The sequence below is a fragment of the Streptococcus sanguinis genome (assembly GCF_001078705.1).
GTDB classification, from domain to species: domain Bacteria; phylum Bacillota; class Bacilli; order Lactobacillales; family Streptococcaceae; genus Streptococcus; species Streptococcus sanguinis_D.
The window spans coordinates 541,508-557,945 of sequence record NZ_CDMW01000001.1 but is presented as its reverse complement, the minus strand read 5'-3'; the positions used below and the strand labels follow the sequence as shown (position 1 = coordinate 557,945).

13 protein-coding genes are annotated in these 16,438 nt (G+C 42.0%); all 13 read right to left on the bottom strand.

What is annotated here, in order from left to right; genetic code table 11:
* Nucleotide 1: 1 nt before the first annotated feature.
* The 13 genes from SSV_RS02995 to SSV_RS02935 all read right to left on the bottom strand — a co-directional run bounded on the left by SSV_RS02995 (nt 2) and on the right by SSV_RS02935 (nt 16,403).
* Nucleotides 2-1,240: a tetratricopeptide repeat-containing protein gene (locus SSV_RS02995; RefSeq protein WP_072073630.1), complete on the bottom strand. Its 1,239-nt coding sequence runs from the start codon at nt 1,238-1,240 to the stop codon at nt 2-4.
* Nucleotides 1,241-1,254: 14 nt separating this feature from the next.
* Nucleotides 1,255-2,091 (bottom strand): toll/interleukin-1 receptor domain-containing protein, encoded by an 837-nt coding sequence (locus tag SSV_RS02990; RefSeq protein WP_072073629.1) that lies wholly within the window; start codon nt 2,089-2,091, stop codon nt 1,255-1,257.
* Between the two features lie 119 nt (nt 2,092-2,210).
* Nucleotides 2,211-2,897 carry a YwaF family protein gene (locus SSV_RS02985; protein ID WP_072073628.1) on the bottom strand — a complete coding sequence of 229 codons (687 nt, stop codon included), beginning with the start codon at nt 2,895-2,897 and terminating at the stop codon, nt 2,211-2,213.
* A gap of 58 nt (nt 2,898-2,955) precedes the next feature.
* Nucleotides 2,956-4,326 carry a UDP-N-acetylmuramoyl-tripeptide--D-alanyl-D-alanine ligase gene (locus SSV_RS02980; RefSeq protein WP_072073627.1) on the bottom strand — a complete coding sequence of 457 codons (1,371 nt, stop codon included), beginning with the start codon at nt 4,324-4,326 and terminating at the stop codon, nt 2,956-2,958.
* Nucleotides 4,327-4,401: 75 nt separating this feature from the next.
* Nucleotides 4,402-5,448, bottom strand: coding sequence for a D-alanine--D-alanine ligase (locus SSV_RS02975; protein WP_176693538.1), 1,047 nt, complete (start codon nt 5,446-5,448; stop codon nt 4,402-4,404).
* 218 nt (nt 5,449-5,666) lie between these two features.
* The gene (gene recR, locus SSV_RS02970; RefSeq protein ID WP_002897999.1) at nt 5,667-6,263 is read right to left on the bottom strand and encodes a recombination mediator RecR; all 597 of its coding nucleotides are present in this window, start codon (nt 6,261-6,263) and stop codon (nt 5,667-5,669) included.
* Between the two features lie 10 nt (nt 6,264-6,273).
* The gene (gene pbp2b, locus SSV_RS02965; RefSeq protein WP_072073625.1) at nt 6,274-8,340 is read right to left on the bottom strand and encodes a penicillin-binding protein PBP2B; all 2,067 of its coding nucleotides are present in this window, start codon (nt 8,338-8,340) and stop codon (nt 6,274-6,276) included.
* Between the two features lie 209 nt (nt 8,341-8,549).
* Complete coding sequence (locus SSV_RS02960; protein WP_002896114.1) at nt 8,550-9,242, bottom strand: phosphoglycerate mutase; 693 nt, start codon at nt 9,240-9,242, stop codon at nt 8,550-8,552.
* 149 nt (nt 9,243-9,391) lie between these two features.
* Nucleotides 9,392-10,138 carry a hypothetical protein gene (locus SSV_RS02955; RefSeq protein WP_072073624.1) on the bottom strand — a complete coding sequence of 249 codons (747 nt, stop codon included), beginning with the start codon at nt 10,136-10,138 and terminating at the stop codon, nt 9,392-9,394.
* 434 nt (nt 10,139-10,572) lie between these two features.
* The gene (locus SSV_RS02950; protein WP_072073623.1) at nt 10,573-11,016 is read right to left on the bottom strand and encodes a Fur family transcriptional regulator; all 444 of its coding nucleotides are present in this window, start codon (nt 11,014-11,016) and stop codon (nt 10,573-10,575) included.
* A 259-nt stretch (nt 11,017-11,275) separates the two neighbouring features.
* Nucleotides 11,276-14,866: an LPXTG-anchored SHIRT domain periscope protein gene (locus SSV_RS02945; RefSeq protein ID WP_072073622.1), complete on the bottom strand. Its 3,591-nt coding sequence runs from the start codon at nt 14,864-14,866 to the stop codon at nt 11,276-11,278.
* 315 nt (nt 14,867-15,181) lie between these two features.
* Entirely contained in the window at nt 15,182-15,457 is a 276-nt protein-coding gene (locus SSV_RS02940) for an HU family DNA-binding protein (RefSeq protein WP_002896125.1), read from the bottom strand.
* A gap of 112 nt (nt 15,458-15,569) precedes the next feature.
* The gene (locus SSV_RS02935; RefSeq protein WP_072073621.1) at nt 15,570-16,403 is read right to left on the bottom strand and encodes a DegV family protein; all 834 of its coding nucleotides are present in this window, start codon (nt 16,401-16,403) and stop codon (nt 15,570-15,572) included.
* Nucleotides 16,404-16,438: the final 35 nt, after the last annotated feature.

The following is a 16,438-nucleotide window of genomic DNA, read 5'->3' as shown; positions in this document are numbered from 1 at the left end:
TTTATGAAATGCTGTTATTTCCAGTTAGGTTGAATCTTTCTTTTACACATTTAATATCTTGTATAGTTTCTTGAAATGTTTTTTCTTCCCATTTATCACTTCTTTTACTAAAGAGTTTTTTATTCTTGTTGTAATGTTCGAGATTATCAAAGTAATAATAAATAACTGCTAAAGTTGCATATTTCCAATAGTCATCCTCATCCGCTTTTTCAGTAACAAAGTCTATAAGTTCTCTATAAACCTTTTCAGCTTCAAATTGATTATATTTTATCTGTTCCTTATCATTAATATGTAAAAGTTGCAATAGTAAACAATTAGCATAGTTCTCCCCATTGTAATAATCTTGTTTAACTATGTATCCTTTTCTATAAAACATTATCGCATCTTCTAAATAATCCGGATTTTTATTTATTTTATACAATCTCTTATATATAGCCCCAGCTATGCCCAATGTTTCAGTATCAAGAGTCTTCTTTAATGGCAATTGCTGAATAGTCTGTAATGCCTCCATTAAAGCTCTTGTCTCATTGGGGACTTTAGATTTATAGGTAGTGAGAGCCAATTGCTGAATAAAATAATCTTCTCTCGGTGATTTATCAACCAATTTTTTCCAACATTTTTTTGATTCTATAAAATTTCCCTTCTTTTTAAAGTCTTTCGCTTTTTGTAACAATTCTCCAATGGTATCCGAATAGTTTTCTGCATCAGAAATCAATTTACAATAACAGTTGTTATCGTATTGAAGAGGTTTTACTTTTGGAATATAGGTATATAGAGGGCTATCCGTTTGCTGTTTTTCCGATTCTTTAATATATTCTTTGAGCTTACTCATCATTTCATCTGATTCAGATTTCGAAATTTTTTCACCAAATTTTTTGTATCTATAGATACGAGAATGGTTTAAATCAAATGGAATATCATGATCTTCTTGAATCATCATCACAGTGGAGAAAGGCTTCGCAGCATGGCGAATACCCAATTCATAAGCAGCATTTATATTATAAGTTGTCAAGTCGGTAATTACCAAATCTGCATGCAAAAGTAGTTCATACATACTAACATCAATGATTGTCGAACCAGCAATATCATCTGCTCTAATTACTTTATAATTCGGAAATTCTTTCTCAAATAATGGTTTAATAACTTCATTATAAATTTCATCCAAGTCAATTAGTTCATTCGTTTTAAAATATGGTTTTTTTCCAAATCCCATTACAACAAAACAAACTTTATTTTCCATCAGAACTGCTCCCTCTAAAAAATTTTAATTCCATCTAAATCTGCATAAATGTTTCTGAAATTCTTTTCACCATAGGCTTCCACATAAAAATTTGTTATTTTATTTGGAACAAAAGTTATCGACTTTCCTTTCTCCACCTTTTCTATAATATCTTTATTATATTCACGACTAAGTTGAAGCCAGTGAGATTCACCTTCATGAAAATCTTCCTCAGTCGGCAATAAAGCATCCAATCTACAAAATGTGTAGTTTCTTTTTTGATCAACTTCTAAAATTTTCGCTGTAAATGCTTTTTTTAAAACAGAAATATTTCGAAATTTTCTGCAAGCTTCGTCAAGCTCTTTATTTAGTCTATAATCATCACAATTTAATTCAAAATTATGAATAATAGAATCTATAAATCTTTTCAAGCCTACTCGACATTGACTGTCTCCATTTAAAAAGATACCTATGGAATTATTATCTATACAACTGTTTAAAAAATTATTATCTTTTAAATTAAAACCCGGGATATAAAAATTATAGTATTCATGTTTTTTTACCCACGTTGCCCCCAACTCATTCAAGCAAACTACACTAGAAAAGTATTCTGATGAGAGTAAAAATAGTACAATTGTTTTATCATTAAGGCGTTCTTGTAGGTAATTATAGATATTTTTACCAAACGGAACACCATTATTTTCATTCGAAGTATAGATTAACTTATCATTTCTTAAACCTATTCCAATCAACAATTCTCGTAATATATCCCCATATTTTTTATCTTTAGAATTGTGACTTAAAAATAAATTAGTTTGACTGTCTTGAGAGCTATCAGAAATACGTTTGCTAAAAAAAGGAAAAGAAGACATCTTATCACCTCAAATATTATAAGTATATCTAAATAGTATCAAAATTTTTAAAAGTTTTCCAATTTTTTATCAGTTTTATAAAAAGTAGATTCTTAATATTTCATATTCCTATTTACTTTTTAAGTCAGTTTAACTTCTTTAGTCTGCTCCACGCGCTTAAAAATTTCAGAAACCAAGCAAACTGCTGCACTTAAGACGATTGAGACAAGCAGATAATTGAGCAGGAGTCCGTGATCGCCAACAAGCGGCGGATCTGTGAGAAATCCATAAGAACCCTTTGTCAACATATTGATAACAAGCAAAAAAGCATTCATCAGAAAGGTCGTCCACACCACTCGCTGCCAGCTCATAGAGAAAGTATGATAATATCTGAAAAGATAAATCAAACAATTTCCCAAGAGCGCTAGATGACCGATGATAAAGGACAAAATAGTGATATGGGGAAAAGGGTAGGGATCGTAAATCGGATAAATGAAAGCTACAATCGAGCCAAAAGTCCCCAAAAGTGCAAAATAAAATTTATACATTGAGCGATTAGGCAGAAACATCAAGGCAAACATAGCCATTCTGCAATGATAAAAAGGCAGACTCTCAGACAAAGGGGCAGCAGTCAGCATATACCAAGAGTAGAGGCCTATCAGCTGGCAAGCTTGCATCCCGACAAATAGCTGCTGGTAAGCTTTCCGATTGTAGTAGCGATAGGAAAGCCAGCTAATCGCAAAGACCAGCCCCAAAAGAACAAAATACCAAAGTCCCAGTTGAGGCGGTTCGGTTTTATAGGTTGTAAACATATCTCTTATTCCCATCTCCTAGGCTCCCATTCTAATATAAGGTTTGAACAAAGGTGAGTTTGCCTGTTGTTGCTTATAATTCCCCCTCCAAGTCCTCTACCAGCTTAGCCAGATTCATGGAATTGCTGCCTTTGAGAAGGATTTGGTCGGCAGGAGTCAGCTTCTCTCTGACAGCTTTGGTCAGCTGTTCAAACTGGTCTTTCTCGTCATTTTTGATAAAGTAATGGACCTTGCCTAGCGGGTAAATCTCCTTGGCATAGTCATAGAGGGCTTCCATGTCCTGTCCATAAAGGAAAAGGTCGGTCACAATTTCTGGATTGAGACTGGTAATCATCGAGCCATGCATAGACTTAGAGTCTGCTCCCAGCTCTTTCATATCCGCCAGCACTGCCAATTTTCTTCCGCTTGGATTGGCCGGAATGGTCGAGAAAGTCTCCAGAATCAAGCGCATAGCTGTTGGATTGGCATTATAGACATCCGATAGGATATCTGCGCCATTGCCAGCTTTCTTCCACTCCGTTCGATTGCGGGTCAGCTCCAGCTCAGAAAAGGCTTGAGCAATAGCCGTCTCAGATACACCCTCCTGCAAAGCTGCATAGGCCGCAATCATGGCGTTGGTCGCATTGTACTTACCGGTCACAGGCAGGTCAATCTTTTGCTCTAAAAAGTTGCATTCAAAGCTCAAGCTGTCCTTGCGCTCTTCCAGACGCATCAGGAAGATATCCGCATCAGGACCAAAGCGAACCAGTTTGCAATCTGCTGGCAAAAATTCATTGACAATCTTATCCGCCGGAACGATCAAGAGACCGTCTTTTCTCAAGCCGTCCGCAATCTGCATCTTGCCTTGAGCAATCTCAGTTCGGCTGCCGAAAAATTCCAGATGAGCTTCTCCGACTAGAGTTACAATACCCGTCTTAGGTTTGGCAAGCTCAGACAGGAGATGAATATCGCCCAAGTGGTCCTGCCCCATTTCTAAGACAAGTTTCTCTGTGTCCTCAGGCATGTGCAGAACCGTGTAGGGCAGACCGATTTCGTTGTTGTAATTACCTTGTGTCTTATAGGTCTTGTAAGTGGTTGCCAGTAGCTGAGCCAGCATATCCTTGGTTGTCGTTTTACCGTTGGAACCTGTCACCGCCAGCACATCCACCTGCATCTTTTCCAGATAATACTGGGCCAAGCGCTGAAAGGCCGTCAGGACATCATCGACCAAGATATAAGCCCCCTCTGCCACTGGACGCTCAGATAGGGTGGCAGCAGCTCCCTGGGCAAAGGCTGTTGGGATAAAATCGTGACCATCACGCGCTCCCTTGAGCGGCACAAAGAGGTCACCAGGCTCAATCAGACGGCTGTCAAACTCAGCATTGCTTATGGTCACATTTTCAAACTGGGTCACATCATTTTTCGCAGATAGGACTTCTGCTATTTCATATAAATCTAATTTCATACTTCTTCCTCGTTTTTCGGTTTGCTCGCAAAAAGAAAGGACCGAAAATTTTCAGCCCCTCTATTATATCATATTTTAGAGAAGATGCGCCTCTCTCTTGACAAATGCCTCTTCAGCTAGGCCAACTAGTTTCTCAATCAAGTCAGGATAGGCCAGTCCCATATTTTCCCAGAGTAGTGGATACATAGACCACTGGGTAAAACCTGGCATGGTATTGAGTTCATTAAGGAAGACCTGACCATCTTCTGTATAGAAGAAGTCACAGCGGGACAGTCCCATACCGCCCAGAGCTCGGAAAGCAGCCTCTGCATTTTGACGCATCAGGCTCACCACCTCTTCTGGAATCTTGGCCGGAATATCCATGGTAATTTTATTATCAATGTATTTGGCTTCATAGTCGTAGAAAGCCACGTCCTTGACCACTTCTCCAGGCAGGGTACTCTTGACGTCAACATTGCCCAGAAGTCCAACCTCAATCTCGCGAGCTGTCACTCCTTGCTCGACCAGTACCCGGCTGTCGTATTTGAAAGCCAGGTTCAGAGAAGCACGCAGTTCTGCTTGGTTCTCCGATTTAGAAATGCCGACACTGGAGCCCATATTGGAAGGTTTGGTAAAGACTGGATAGGTCAATTGTTCTTCGATTTCTTGGATTTTTTGCTCTAGATCCTCGCCATCGACCAGCGCCACATAAGGCACTTGGGCTATTCCTGCTGATTCCAGCACTCGCTTGGTCGTGATTTTATCCATGGCTAAGCTAGAAGATAAAATATTACAGCCGACATAAGGCATTTTAAGCACTTCTAGGAAACCTTGGATAGAGCCATCTTCGCCCATGGGACCATGCAGGACTGGAAAAACTACTGCTCCATCTTCGTAAATATCGCTGGGCTTGATCTTCCGAGACATATCCACTGTGGCATTGGTCATCAGCTTCTCATCAGCCGTTGGCTTTACTTCAAATTCCTGAGTTTGGATAAAATCTCCATCCTTGGTGATGAAGTAAGTCTTCACTGAGAATCTATCATAATTGACAGCCCGCATGACGCTCTCAGCTGATAAAACCGAAACTTCCCGCTCTGCACTGCGTCCGCCATACAATAAAATCAATCTTTGTTTTGCCATGATTTTTCCTATCATTTTCTAAAAATAGTACGATTTACAAAAGCTGCCAGCTCGAAATAAAACAACCTAAAAAGTTTGGTTTTACACCTACCTAGCTAGTCGACTCTTCTAAGCAGGAGCTTCTGTATCAGTCCGTTTTAGTATATCACAATTCCCAGCATTTTTGAACAGAAAAAAGGACTCTTCCAGCCAGCTAGAGCCAGAAAAATCCTTTATGTTTATAATTCCGTCCGATTTTCGATAGCGCGAATTAGCGTAACCTCGTCCGCATATTCAATGTCGGAGCCAACCGCCAAACCACGCGCTAGGCGAGTCACCTTAATCCCAGCGGGCTTCAGAACCCGTGAGATGTACATGGAGGTCGCTTCGCCATCCGCAGTCGCATTGGTCGCGACGATGACTTCCGTTACCTCACTATCCATCAGACGAGTGATTAGACTCTTGAGATTGATGTCGTCCGGTCCAACGCCATTCATAGGTGAAATCAAACCGTGCAGGACATGATAAAGTCCATGATATTCCTGGATATTTTCCATAGCCGACACATCCCGGCTGTCCTCAACTATCAAAATAGTTGATTGATCGCGCGACTGGTCTTGACAGATAGCACAAGGGTCTTCGTCCGTCAGGTTGCCGCAGACAGAGCAGTAGCTCAGCTCACGCTTAGCAGCCAGTAGATTCTTGGCAAATTCATTGACATCGTCATCGCTCATACCAATAGTGTAAAAAGCCAGTCGAGTGGCTGTTTTGATGCCAATGCCGGGCAGCTTTGAAAAACTGTCAATCAGCTTGGCGATAGGAGTTGGATATAACATAGTATCCTTTCTAATTCATAGGGTGTAGTTGTTGATAAAGATTGATAATGTCTCGGGTAACACTGTGGCTGACAGTAGAAGATAGGTCCGTATTGTGAGGGAACACTACCGCCACCGCAATCTGCGGCTTCTCACTCGGTGCATAGGACACGACATTGGTATTGATGGCTTCTCTCTTACCCTTGTCCACAAAGGTCTCAGCCGTACCAGTCTTGGCACTGATTGGCACGCTCTCTCCCTGAGAAATAGTCCGGCCAGTCGTAAAGCCACTGCTGCCATGAACCACTTGATAGAAGCCTTGCTTGATAATGCTCATATCCTCGCCAGAGATATTGACCTGGTTCAGCTCCTTGGTGTCAATTTTCTGCACCAAATCACCTAGTCCTCCTTGATCACTGTTGCCGTAAATGCCTTCAACGATATGCGGAGCCACACGCTTGCCGTTATTAGCTACTGTCGAGGCATACTGGGCCAGCTGAAGTGTCGTATAGTTGTCAAACTGGCCGAAAGAATTGGTCAGATAGTTGGCAAAGGTAAACTTATCTGGAAGATAACCTGTGGACTCATTTGGCAAATCAATCCCTGTCGAAGTGCCCAGACCATACTCCGCAAAAGTCGACCGCAGCTTTTTCATGGACGGATCCAGCTCATCAAAATCCAGCTTCATATCCGCTGAGTAAGGCGTCCCCATCATCTTCAGCGCTACCTGCACCATATAGGTATTGGAAGAGTATTCCAAGGCCTCTTGGGCTGTGATAGCACGTGAACCATACTGGGTAAACCAAGAAGTGATACTGTCCGTACCGCCAAAGCTAATCGGCTGGTCTGTCAGGACTTGGTTGCCGCTAATGGCATTATTCTCCCAGCCCGAAGTCAGAGTTGCAGCCTTGACAACAGATCCCGGAACAAAGACATTAGTCATGGTCCCCAGAGCATCGACCGAGCTTTCTCCCGTTTCCAGATCGTGCCGGATGCCTGCCATAGCTAAAACGGCGCCGGTATTTGGATCCATAGCTACGGCGTAGACACCCTCAGAGTAAGTCGCATTGCCACTAGCCAACTCTGCATTAAAGGCATTTTTGAGAATGTCCTCCACTCCCTGCTGGAAGTTCAAGTCCACCGTCAGCTTGAGATTGTCTCCCTTACTGCCGTCAGAGATATTTTCCACACTCTCCATATTACCATTTTTGTCCAGATGAATCTCCTTCTCAGCTCGCTTGCCTTGCAGGACTGACTCATACTGCTTTTCCAGATAGGAGGTTCCCACCCGGTCATTGAGGGAGTAGCCTTTTTTCAGGTAATCATCCACTTCCTCAGCCGGAAGTCCAGTCTTTTCTGTCGAGATATTACCCACGATAGAAGCCAGCGAGGTATCCAAGACCTTGCGGTCCCAGCCCGTTGAGACACTGATACCTGGCAGCTCTTTGCTGCTGGAAGCCAATACAGCCACCTGCTCTGTTGTCAGTGCATCTGTCTGGATGGTCCCCGTTGCAAAGTTGGAAATGGCATTCATCTGACTAAAGAGAACGATGGCCTTCTTTTCCTCATCTGTATAGCCCAGCTGCTTAGGGTCAATGCTCTCAGCTGCCGCTTTATAGATTTTGGACTCAGGCAGGCGGTTACCATCTGTATCAAATTTCTTGTCCTTGGGTAGCTTTTCCACTACTTCCTGATAGACTGCGCTGTCCGCCAAATAATAGTCCACCTCTTGGCGGTCTGTCACCTCTGTATCGCTGACACTGACATAGGTCAGGAGCTTTTGAGCTGTCGCTCGAATCTCTCCAGCCGTCAGCCGGTTATCCCGTGTATAGGTCACCACCTGCTTGGTCGTATTTTCCACCAAGGGCTTGCCGGTAGCATCATAAATCTGCCCACGCACTGAGCTAGTGGTAATCTTGGTCTTGCTGGCCTTGGCCAACTTATCCGTATAAAAGTCCTGATTGACCACCTGCATATAGCCCAGACGGGCAATCAAGGCTAAAAACAAAAACATCACGATCCCAAACAGCAGATAAAGTCTTCTGGTGATGGAATGACTGTCAAATTTTCTCTTCTTCCTTGCCATCTTCTCTCTCATTCTAGTAAAAGTTCTGACCTTTATTTTACCATAAATCCAGCTCGATGAATGTTTCAAAACTGATAGAAAATCTGAAAATGTGGACGAGTTAAGAGGAATTCCATCAAACCACGGAACCTAAAAGACATGCCGGCTAGGCTTCTAACAATCCTTGTCCTTCCTCTCTGGAAAAGCAAAGAACCTGAGAATAATCTCAGATTCCTTTAAGCTTATTTTCCAAGGTAGTATTCTTTTACTACATTCAATTTTTCGTCAAATTCGAATACCAATGGTGGGAAGTTTGGAATTTCCACGTCCATGATTTCATCGTCAGACAATTGTTTGATGTGCTTTACAAGGGCACGGATTGAGTTACCGTGTGCACCTACAAAGACATTTTTGCCATCTTTCAAAGCTGGAGCAATCTTGTCTTCCCAGAATGGAAGGGCACGCTCCAGCGTAACTTTCAAGTTTTCAGCATCTGGAATAACTGAATCGTCAAGTGAAGCGTAACGACGGTCAGTGTGTGCTGAGTACTCATCATCACGTGGCATTGCTGGAGGCAATACATCGTATGAACGACGCCAGATATGCACTTGCTCATCACCAAATTGCTCAGCTGCTTCTGCCTTGTTTTTACCAGTCAGTCCGCCATAGTGACGCTCGTTCAAGCGCCATGATTTTTCAACTGGTACCCAAAGCTGATCAGCCGCTTCCAAAGCAAGGTTAGTTGTCTTAATCGCACGCTTCAAAACTGAAGTGTAAGCTTGGTCAAACTCGATACCAGCTTCCTTAATCAGTTTACCAGCGTCGATTGCTTGCTGAGTACCTTTTTCAGACAAGTCAACATCAGCCCAACCAGTGAAAAGGTTCGCTTTGTTCCATTCAGACTCACCGTGGCGAGCAAAAACTAATTTTACCATTAGATGGATTCTCCTTTTATTTTCCGAGGAAACCCCCGTTTATCTATTCTATTTTACAAAATTTTCGCCTAAAAAGCTAGCCTATTTCGTCAAATCAGACCTTTTTCAACAAGAAAGCGCTTTTGTATTTCCGAGCAGAAACCTTTGCCCTAACACCCACCAGATAGATAAACCTCGTTGGCTTCCTTAAGCCACCAAGTCCGCCGCCTATCTATCAACTGATAAATAAGCAGTAAGCCAGACACAATCCAGATAGAGAGCATATTGACAAAGATGAAAAGTTCTACCCCTTTAGCATGCTGGGCGGGAGTTAGCTGGCTATGTTTACCTATAAAGACATCTCCTTCGACCCCATAAATCTTTGGCATAATAATATTAATGAAGCAAATAACAGCGATAAAAGTAACAAGCCGAACAGGCCAAGAATAAAGGATTTTATGAAAACCCTCAAATCCTAAAGAAAAAGTAGAGAAACGTTTAAAGCGTTCTTTGCCCATAAAAAAGATGAATAAAGGAATATAGCCTTCATAAGTGAAGCTAATCATTGTAGGCGTATGACGGCTAGCAATGAAAAAGCTAGAAAAGCCGTAATCTCCAGTGGTTAAAATCCAATGGCTTAAAAATTCTGGAAGAAAAATAGCTGGTAGCACAAACAGAGCTGCTGAAAATTCCCTTCCAAATCTTACACTCCATACTCGCTGCATCTTCTCCCGTATCAGGTGCAAACGTGCTTTGTCCGCGCTTTTCTTAGGAAAATTCTCTTTTATGAGTCCACCGCAAGAGGGGCAAATGGGATAGCCGACTTCCTCTTCAAAGAGAAGATGACGACATTCCAAAAAAGGCGATTCATCACTGTCTGACAACTCATCCAGCCATTTCTTTCTCCACCAGAACATAAGACCTCCTAAAAATCTAATCTCCCCACAAAGTAATAACCCTTAAAGATTTCGATACTACAAACTTATGACGAATTTACCTACATTGTAAATCCTTCAAAACTCTTTGAATCTGTTTGTACAAGACTTTATTCTGCTTTCATTATATCAAAAGAGAATTTACCTGTAAAATAATAGCATAAGTATATAAGGGGTTGTGCTTAAAATATCTGATCTTGCTAAGTGTTATACTTGTCCTGCAATCATGCCTTGCTAAAACACATAGAAAAAGGCTAAGAGACATAAGTTTTAGCCTTGCTTTTTATTAGAAATAGAATCTTAACGCAGTAGCCGATCACTCAAAGTACTGCTTTGAGCTTGCAGATAGAAGCTGCAGCTCAAGTCACAACTTTGTTCGTCTTTAGACTCCAAAAAGCTGCTAATCATCCTCGCAGTCACACCGCCTCCTGCTGGCATTGGGGGCATAGACCATAGACAGTCGTTTGGCTTTGGGTGATGTGGTAGCCAGTCTGCACTTCAGCCTCATGCTTCACATCCGGAAGTTCCAGCTCCATATCAGCGATACGACCGCATTTTTCACAGATGACATTGAGGTGCTGATGGCCCATAAAGTCAAAGTAGGTCGTCGTATCATTGCGAACCTTGAGCTCAGCGACAAAACCCTCATCAATCAGAACCTTGAGATTATTATAGACTGTTGCCAGACTCATATTAGGAAAATTGGACTTCAAGTCCTGATATATCATTTCAGCGCTAGGATGGTCATGACTTTGGATAATATAGTCAATTACCGCCTTCCGCGTTTCTGTAATGCGCACACCCTTGGCGCGCAAATGGCCAATTACTTGGTCAAAGTCATGCTGATGTTCTTGTTTCATTATTTACTCCGTTATAGCCTCTCATCTAAGTCATTACCATTATACCATGACTAAGCCTACTTGGCTATTAAGAATGATTGTAAATAAGGAGTGAAATTTTTATAAAAGTTCTTCACCGTTTTCTCAGTAAAAATTTTTAATTCTATCAACGTTTTGATTTTCCATCTAAAAATAAAAAGCCTGCTATTCCCAACTAAAGTTGAGATAACAGACTTTTCATATATTCTAGATTTTCAAAGCTTTTTACTGAAGCTTAATCTTAGTCACGCTGACGTTTGGTCAAGCTAACTGCTCCTCCAAGAGCTAGGAATCCAAGAATCAGCATCCAGATAGATGTGTCTTGCCCGGTCTTAGGCAGAATTCGTTTCTTGCCAATCTCTTTAACTTGAGCATCTACAAGCAAGCGATTGGTTACATTCATCCCTTCAGCTTGATTGCCGTAGCCTTCCACTTCGTCCTCGCGGACACTATAGACGATTTCTTTTCCATCCTTGAAGCGAGGCAGGTTTTCAAAGCTGTATTTCCAGCCCATCGCCTCATCAACACTTACGCTGATGCCTGTATCCTGTCCATCTGCAAGTAAGTGAACAAGGACACTCTGTGGTCGGCGACCTGCAGCGTTATCATTGTCAATCCAGATCACAGTGCCAGTAAGCGTAGTTGAGTCAGCTGCGAAAGTCCAAGTACCGACAAAGTGAACATCTGCACCATTAATAGTTGCTTCGTTCTTGTCATATGACTGGAAGCTCCAGATGCCATTGGCTGTCTTCACTTCCGTCTTGACTGGCTGTGTTGGAGTAGCTTTAGTGCCATCTGACAAGTTTGCTTGGTCGCTTGGAAGGAAGGATTTCACTTCTTGTGGTAATTCCTTACCTGCTGTACCGCTGACAAATTCATGTGTAGTTTTGTAAGTTGGTACTGGGTTAGGCTTCGCCACAAACGTCCAAGTTCCAACAAATTTAGCATCTGCACCATTAATAGTTGCTTCGTTCTTATCATATGATTGGAAGCTCCAGCCGCCATCAGATGTTTCAACTTCTGTCTTCACTGGCTGCGTTGGAGTGGTCTTGGTACCATCTGATAAGTTAGTTTGATCCGCTGGAAGCAAGGATTTCACTTCTTGTGGTAATTCCTTACCTGCTGTGCCACTGACAAATTCATGTGTAGCCTTATAAGTTGGTGCCGGACTAGGCTTCGCCACAAACGTCCAAGTTCCAACAAATTTAGCATCTGCACCATTAATAGTTGCTTCGTTCTTGTCATATGACTGGAAGCTCCAGCTGCCATCAGATGTTTCAACTTCTGTCTTGACTGGTTGCGTTGGAGTGGTCTTAGTGCCGTCTGCCAAATCAGATTTATCAGTTGGAAGCAAAGCTTTCACTTCTTGTGGAAGTTCCTTACCTGCTGTGCCGCTAATGAACTCATGCACAGCTTTATAAGTTGATGACGGAGTTGCTGTGAATTCCCATGTACCAACAAAGTGCGCATCCGCTCCATTGATAGTCTCTTCTGTCTTGTCGTAAGACTTAAAGGTCCAGGTACCATCTACGGTATTCACTTCTGTCTTCACTGGCTGGGTTGGAGTGGCCTTAGTGCCATCCGCCAAATCAGGCTTGTCGGCCGGAAGCAAAGCTTTCACTGCTTGTGGCAATTCCTTACCTGCTGTGCCGCTGACAAATTCATGTGTTGCTTTATAAGTTGGCGCTGGGGTAAAATCCCATGTACCAACAAAGTGTGCATCCGCTCCGTTGATAGTCTCTTCGTTCTTATCGTATGACTGGAAATTCCAAGTGCCATCAGAGGTCTTCACTTCCATCTTAGATGGCTGGGTTGGAGTGGCCTTAGTGCCATCCGCCAAATCAGGCTTGTCGGCCGGAAGCAAATCCTTCACTGCTTGTGGCAATTCCTTACCTGCTGTTCCACTAACGAACTCGTGGGTCGCCTTGTAAGTTGGTGCCGGACTAGATTTTGCAACAAAAGTCCAAGTTCCAACAAATTTAGCGTCTGCACCATTAATGGTCTCTTCGTTCTTGTCGTAAGACTTGAAGGTCCAAGTGCCATCAGTGGTCTTCACTTCTGTCTTTGTTGGCTGTGTTGGAGTGGTCTTAGTGCCATCCGCCAAGTTAGGCTTGTCAGCTGGAAGTAAATCCTTCACTGCTTGTGGCAGTTCCTTACCTGATGTACCACTAACGAACTCGTGAGTAGCCTTATAGGTTGGCGCTGGAGTAAAGTCCCAAGTGCCGACAAACTTCACATCCGCTCCATTGATGGTCTCTTCGTTCTTATCGTATGACTTAAAGGTCCAAGCACCGTCAGTTGTTTTCACTTCCGTCTTAGATGGCTGGGTTGGAGTGGCCTTAGTGCCATTCTCCAGATTCTTTTCTGTTTCTGGTGTTAGGTCTTTGATTTCCTGCGGGAGTTCCTTACCAGCAGTACCACTGACAAATTCATGTTTCTTTTCATAGAGCAAGTCAGTAGTAACTTGATTAGATGGTGCTGAAAGATTATCTACTTTTAAGGTCACTGTATTTTCAATCGTTGCAGCACCCTTTTCTGCTACCTTTTGATTGGTTGCAGTCTTGTAGGTAATGACTATATCCTGAGAAGAATTTGCTTTAACATACTCCGGTGTCATCTTGACCGTAACGGTCTGGCCTTTCTTTTCAATCGTGTAATCACGACCTTCCTGCAAGACATTGCCGCCAGCCTCAACCTTGAGCTCCTTGTAATCCAGACGCTCATCAAAGGTTTCAGTCATCTCAATAGTAGTCGGGGTAGCCAAAATATCCTTACCAGGAACTGGAATCTTGAAGGTTCCCTTATAAGTCACCTCTTGACCTTCCTTAGCTGGAATCTTAACTGGATCCACTTCTAAGACTGGCTTGGGATCAACTTTTTCAATATAAAGACCAAAGACTGCCGAGCAAACCTCTGTTGATGAATAACCAAAATTCATCTTATTACTATTTGACCGAAGCGCTAAACCAGAAATATTGTTCTCAGAATAACTACCGCTTGTAATCTGAGTTGCTACCCAAGCAGTTTGTCCTCCTTGGTCTTCCTGTCTTAAGACATTGGCATTATTCATCAAACGAAGATTAACATCATTTTGATAGTCTTTAACATAGAAGGTTTCCTTCAAGTTGTTGGCATCAATTGCATCGATGTCTGTTGGCTTCATAACCAACTTCAAATCTGTCTCGGAACCATCTGCATAACGCAACTCTGCTGTTACATCCGCATCAAGCCAAAAAGCCTTATTCATAATGTAGTCATGAGCTGCATCTACATAGGGAACATTCCCAATTTCAAAAGCATTATTTTCCCACAATTCCGAAATAGAGAAAAATTCTACCGTTTGCTTTTGAGCACTATTCATCTCTGATTCTGCCTGAGCAGTATTGAGGTAGCGTAAGGTTACCTTATTGAAATTCAGATAGGCATCCACTTGCTTACCATGAACAGTTCCAACATTGGTAAATTTTAAAGACAGAGGATTATCAAATACTTGATCCTGCTTCTTGCTTTTATCCACTTTGAGAGTGAAATTCTCCATCTCTCCAGGGTAAGCTCCGCCACTCAGATATTCATAATGCGGATTGGACAAATGAAATTGATCAACAGCCGATGACTTAGATAAGACACTGACATTATTGATATTCAAATTGAACTTATGGATATCCAGAGTAGAAATATCCGTTGCATTCTTAATCTCCTCCAAGGCAGACAATGTCTGAATGGGGAGCAGAAAGATTGAAAAAAGCACAACAAATAATCCCATCAGCAAGCGAAATTTGCTGCCAAAAGGATTAACAGGACGCAGTGAGTCCTGAAGTGGTTTCCATTTCATTTCTTACCTCCTAAACTTTTTTAATGATCTCGCAATCATTACGCAAAAAGAAATGTTCCCTTCATTTTATCATAAAGACCTATGATTTAAAAGTGCTTTTGCTAAAATTTTCAACTTTTTATTTTACGTCTTTGAAAATGTTTGTCCTTTCTCATTCTCTTTTGATTAGAGACAATTTCCTTCACTTCTTTGAAAAATAAAAACTCCAAGGAAGTTCATAAATTAATTTTCTTTGCTAAGCTCAAGAACTGAAATCAAAAAGAAAAACCTGACATACTCACCAAAGGCAAGTGTGTCAGGTTTTATTAACCAAAATTATTTTACAGCGTCTTTAAGAGCTTTACCTGCTTTGAAAGCTGGTACTTTAGAAGCTGCGATTTTGATTTCTTTACCAGTTTGTGGGTTGCGACCTTTACGTGCTGCACGCTCACGAACTTCAAAGTTACCAAAACCGATAAGTTGAACTTTTTCACCTTTTGAAAGGTACTCAGTTACAGCTGCGAATACAGCGTCAACTGCTGCTGCTGAATCTTTTTTAGTCAATTCTGTAGCTTCTGCTACTTTTGCGATCAAATCTTGTTTGTTAGCCATTTAACAAATCCTCCAAATTTTTTCTGGGTTGATAACCCTAACAAATATTATCATATCTAAAAATAGCTTTCAGGTCAAGTACTAAGCCGCTATTTTCTAAATTATTATGGTTTTATTCGTAACGAATCAGCACAGCCCAAGCATTTTCCCCTGTATGCGTCTGAATAATGGACCCTGTTTCCAGCACTGAAATAGGATTCTTGACATACGGCTGTAAACTTTCCTTCATTTCTAGTGCCAATTCTGGACCGCCAGCATAGGAAATTCCAATCTCAGCCACTTGCTTGTTTTGCAGACTTGCTGTCAAATCATCCAACCATTTTTTAAAGGTCTTAGCGCCCCTACCCTTGACAATAGGCTCCAGCTGATGGTCCTTCATTTGCATGATGACCCGGATATTGAGCAAGGAGCTAATCAGGCCAGAAACTCGGCCTATACGGCCTCCTTTAACCAGATTTTCTAAGGTAGAGAGACCGATGTAGAGCTCTGTCTTTTCCTTCACTTCCTCGATTTTAGTCAGAATCTCCTCTAGGCTAACTCCTTCCTTGGCCAGCTTAGCTGCTTCTGTGACTTGGAACTTCATAGCCTGATCAGTAAAAGAGCTGTCAACAACCGTCACATCAGCATTAGCCAAAGTCGCTCCCTGACGGGCGGCTTCGACAGTTCCTGATAAGGCGTGAGACATGTGAATGGAGATAATCTGCGCTCCATTCTCTGCCAAGCGCTCAAAAACATCAGCAAAGACTCCGACAGGCGGCTGACTGGTTTTAGGAAGATTGCGACTAGACTGCATGAGACGAAGAAACTCACCTTCCTCTAGGTCTGCATCCGAATAGATCACCCCGTCCACCATAACAGAGAGAGGCACAATTGTAATGTCTAATTCCTTAGCAACCTCTGGTTCAATGGTTACAGATGAATCTGTTACGATTTTTATTTTTGTCATAGATTTCCTACTCTGTATCTAAATTTTAACTTATT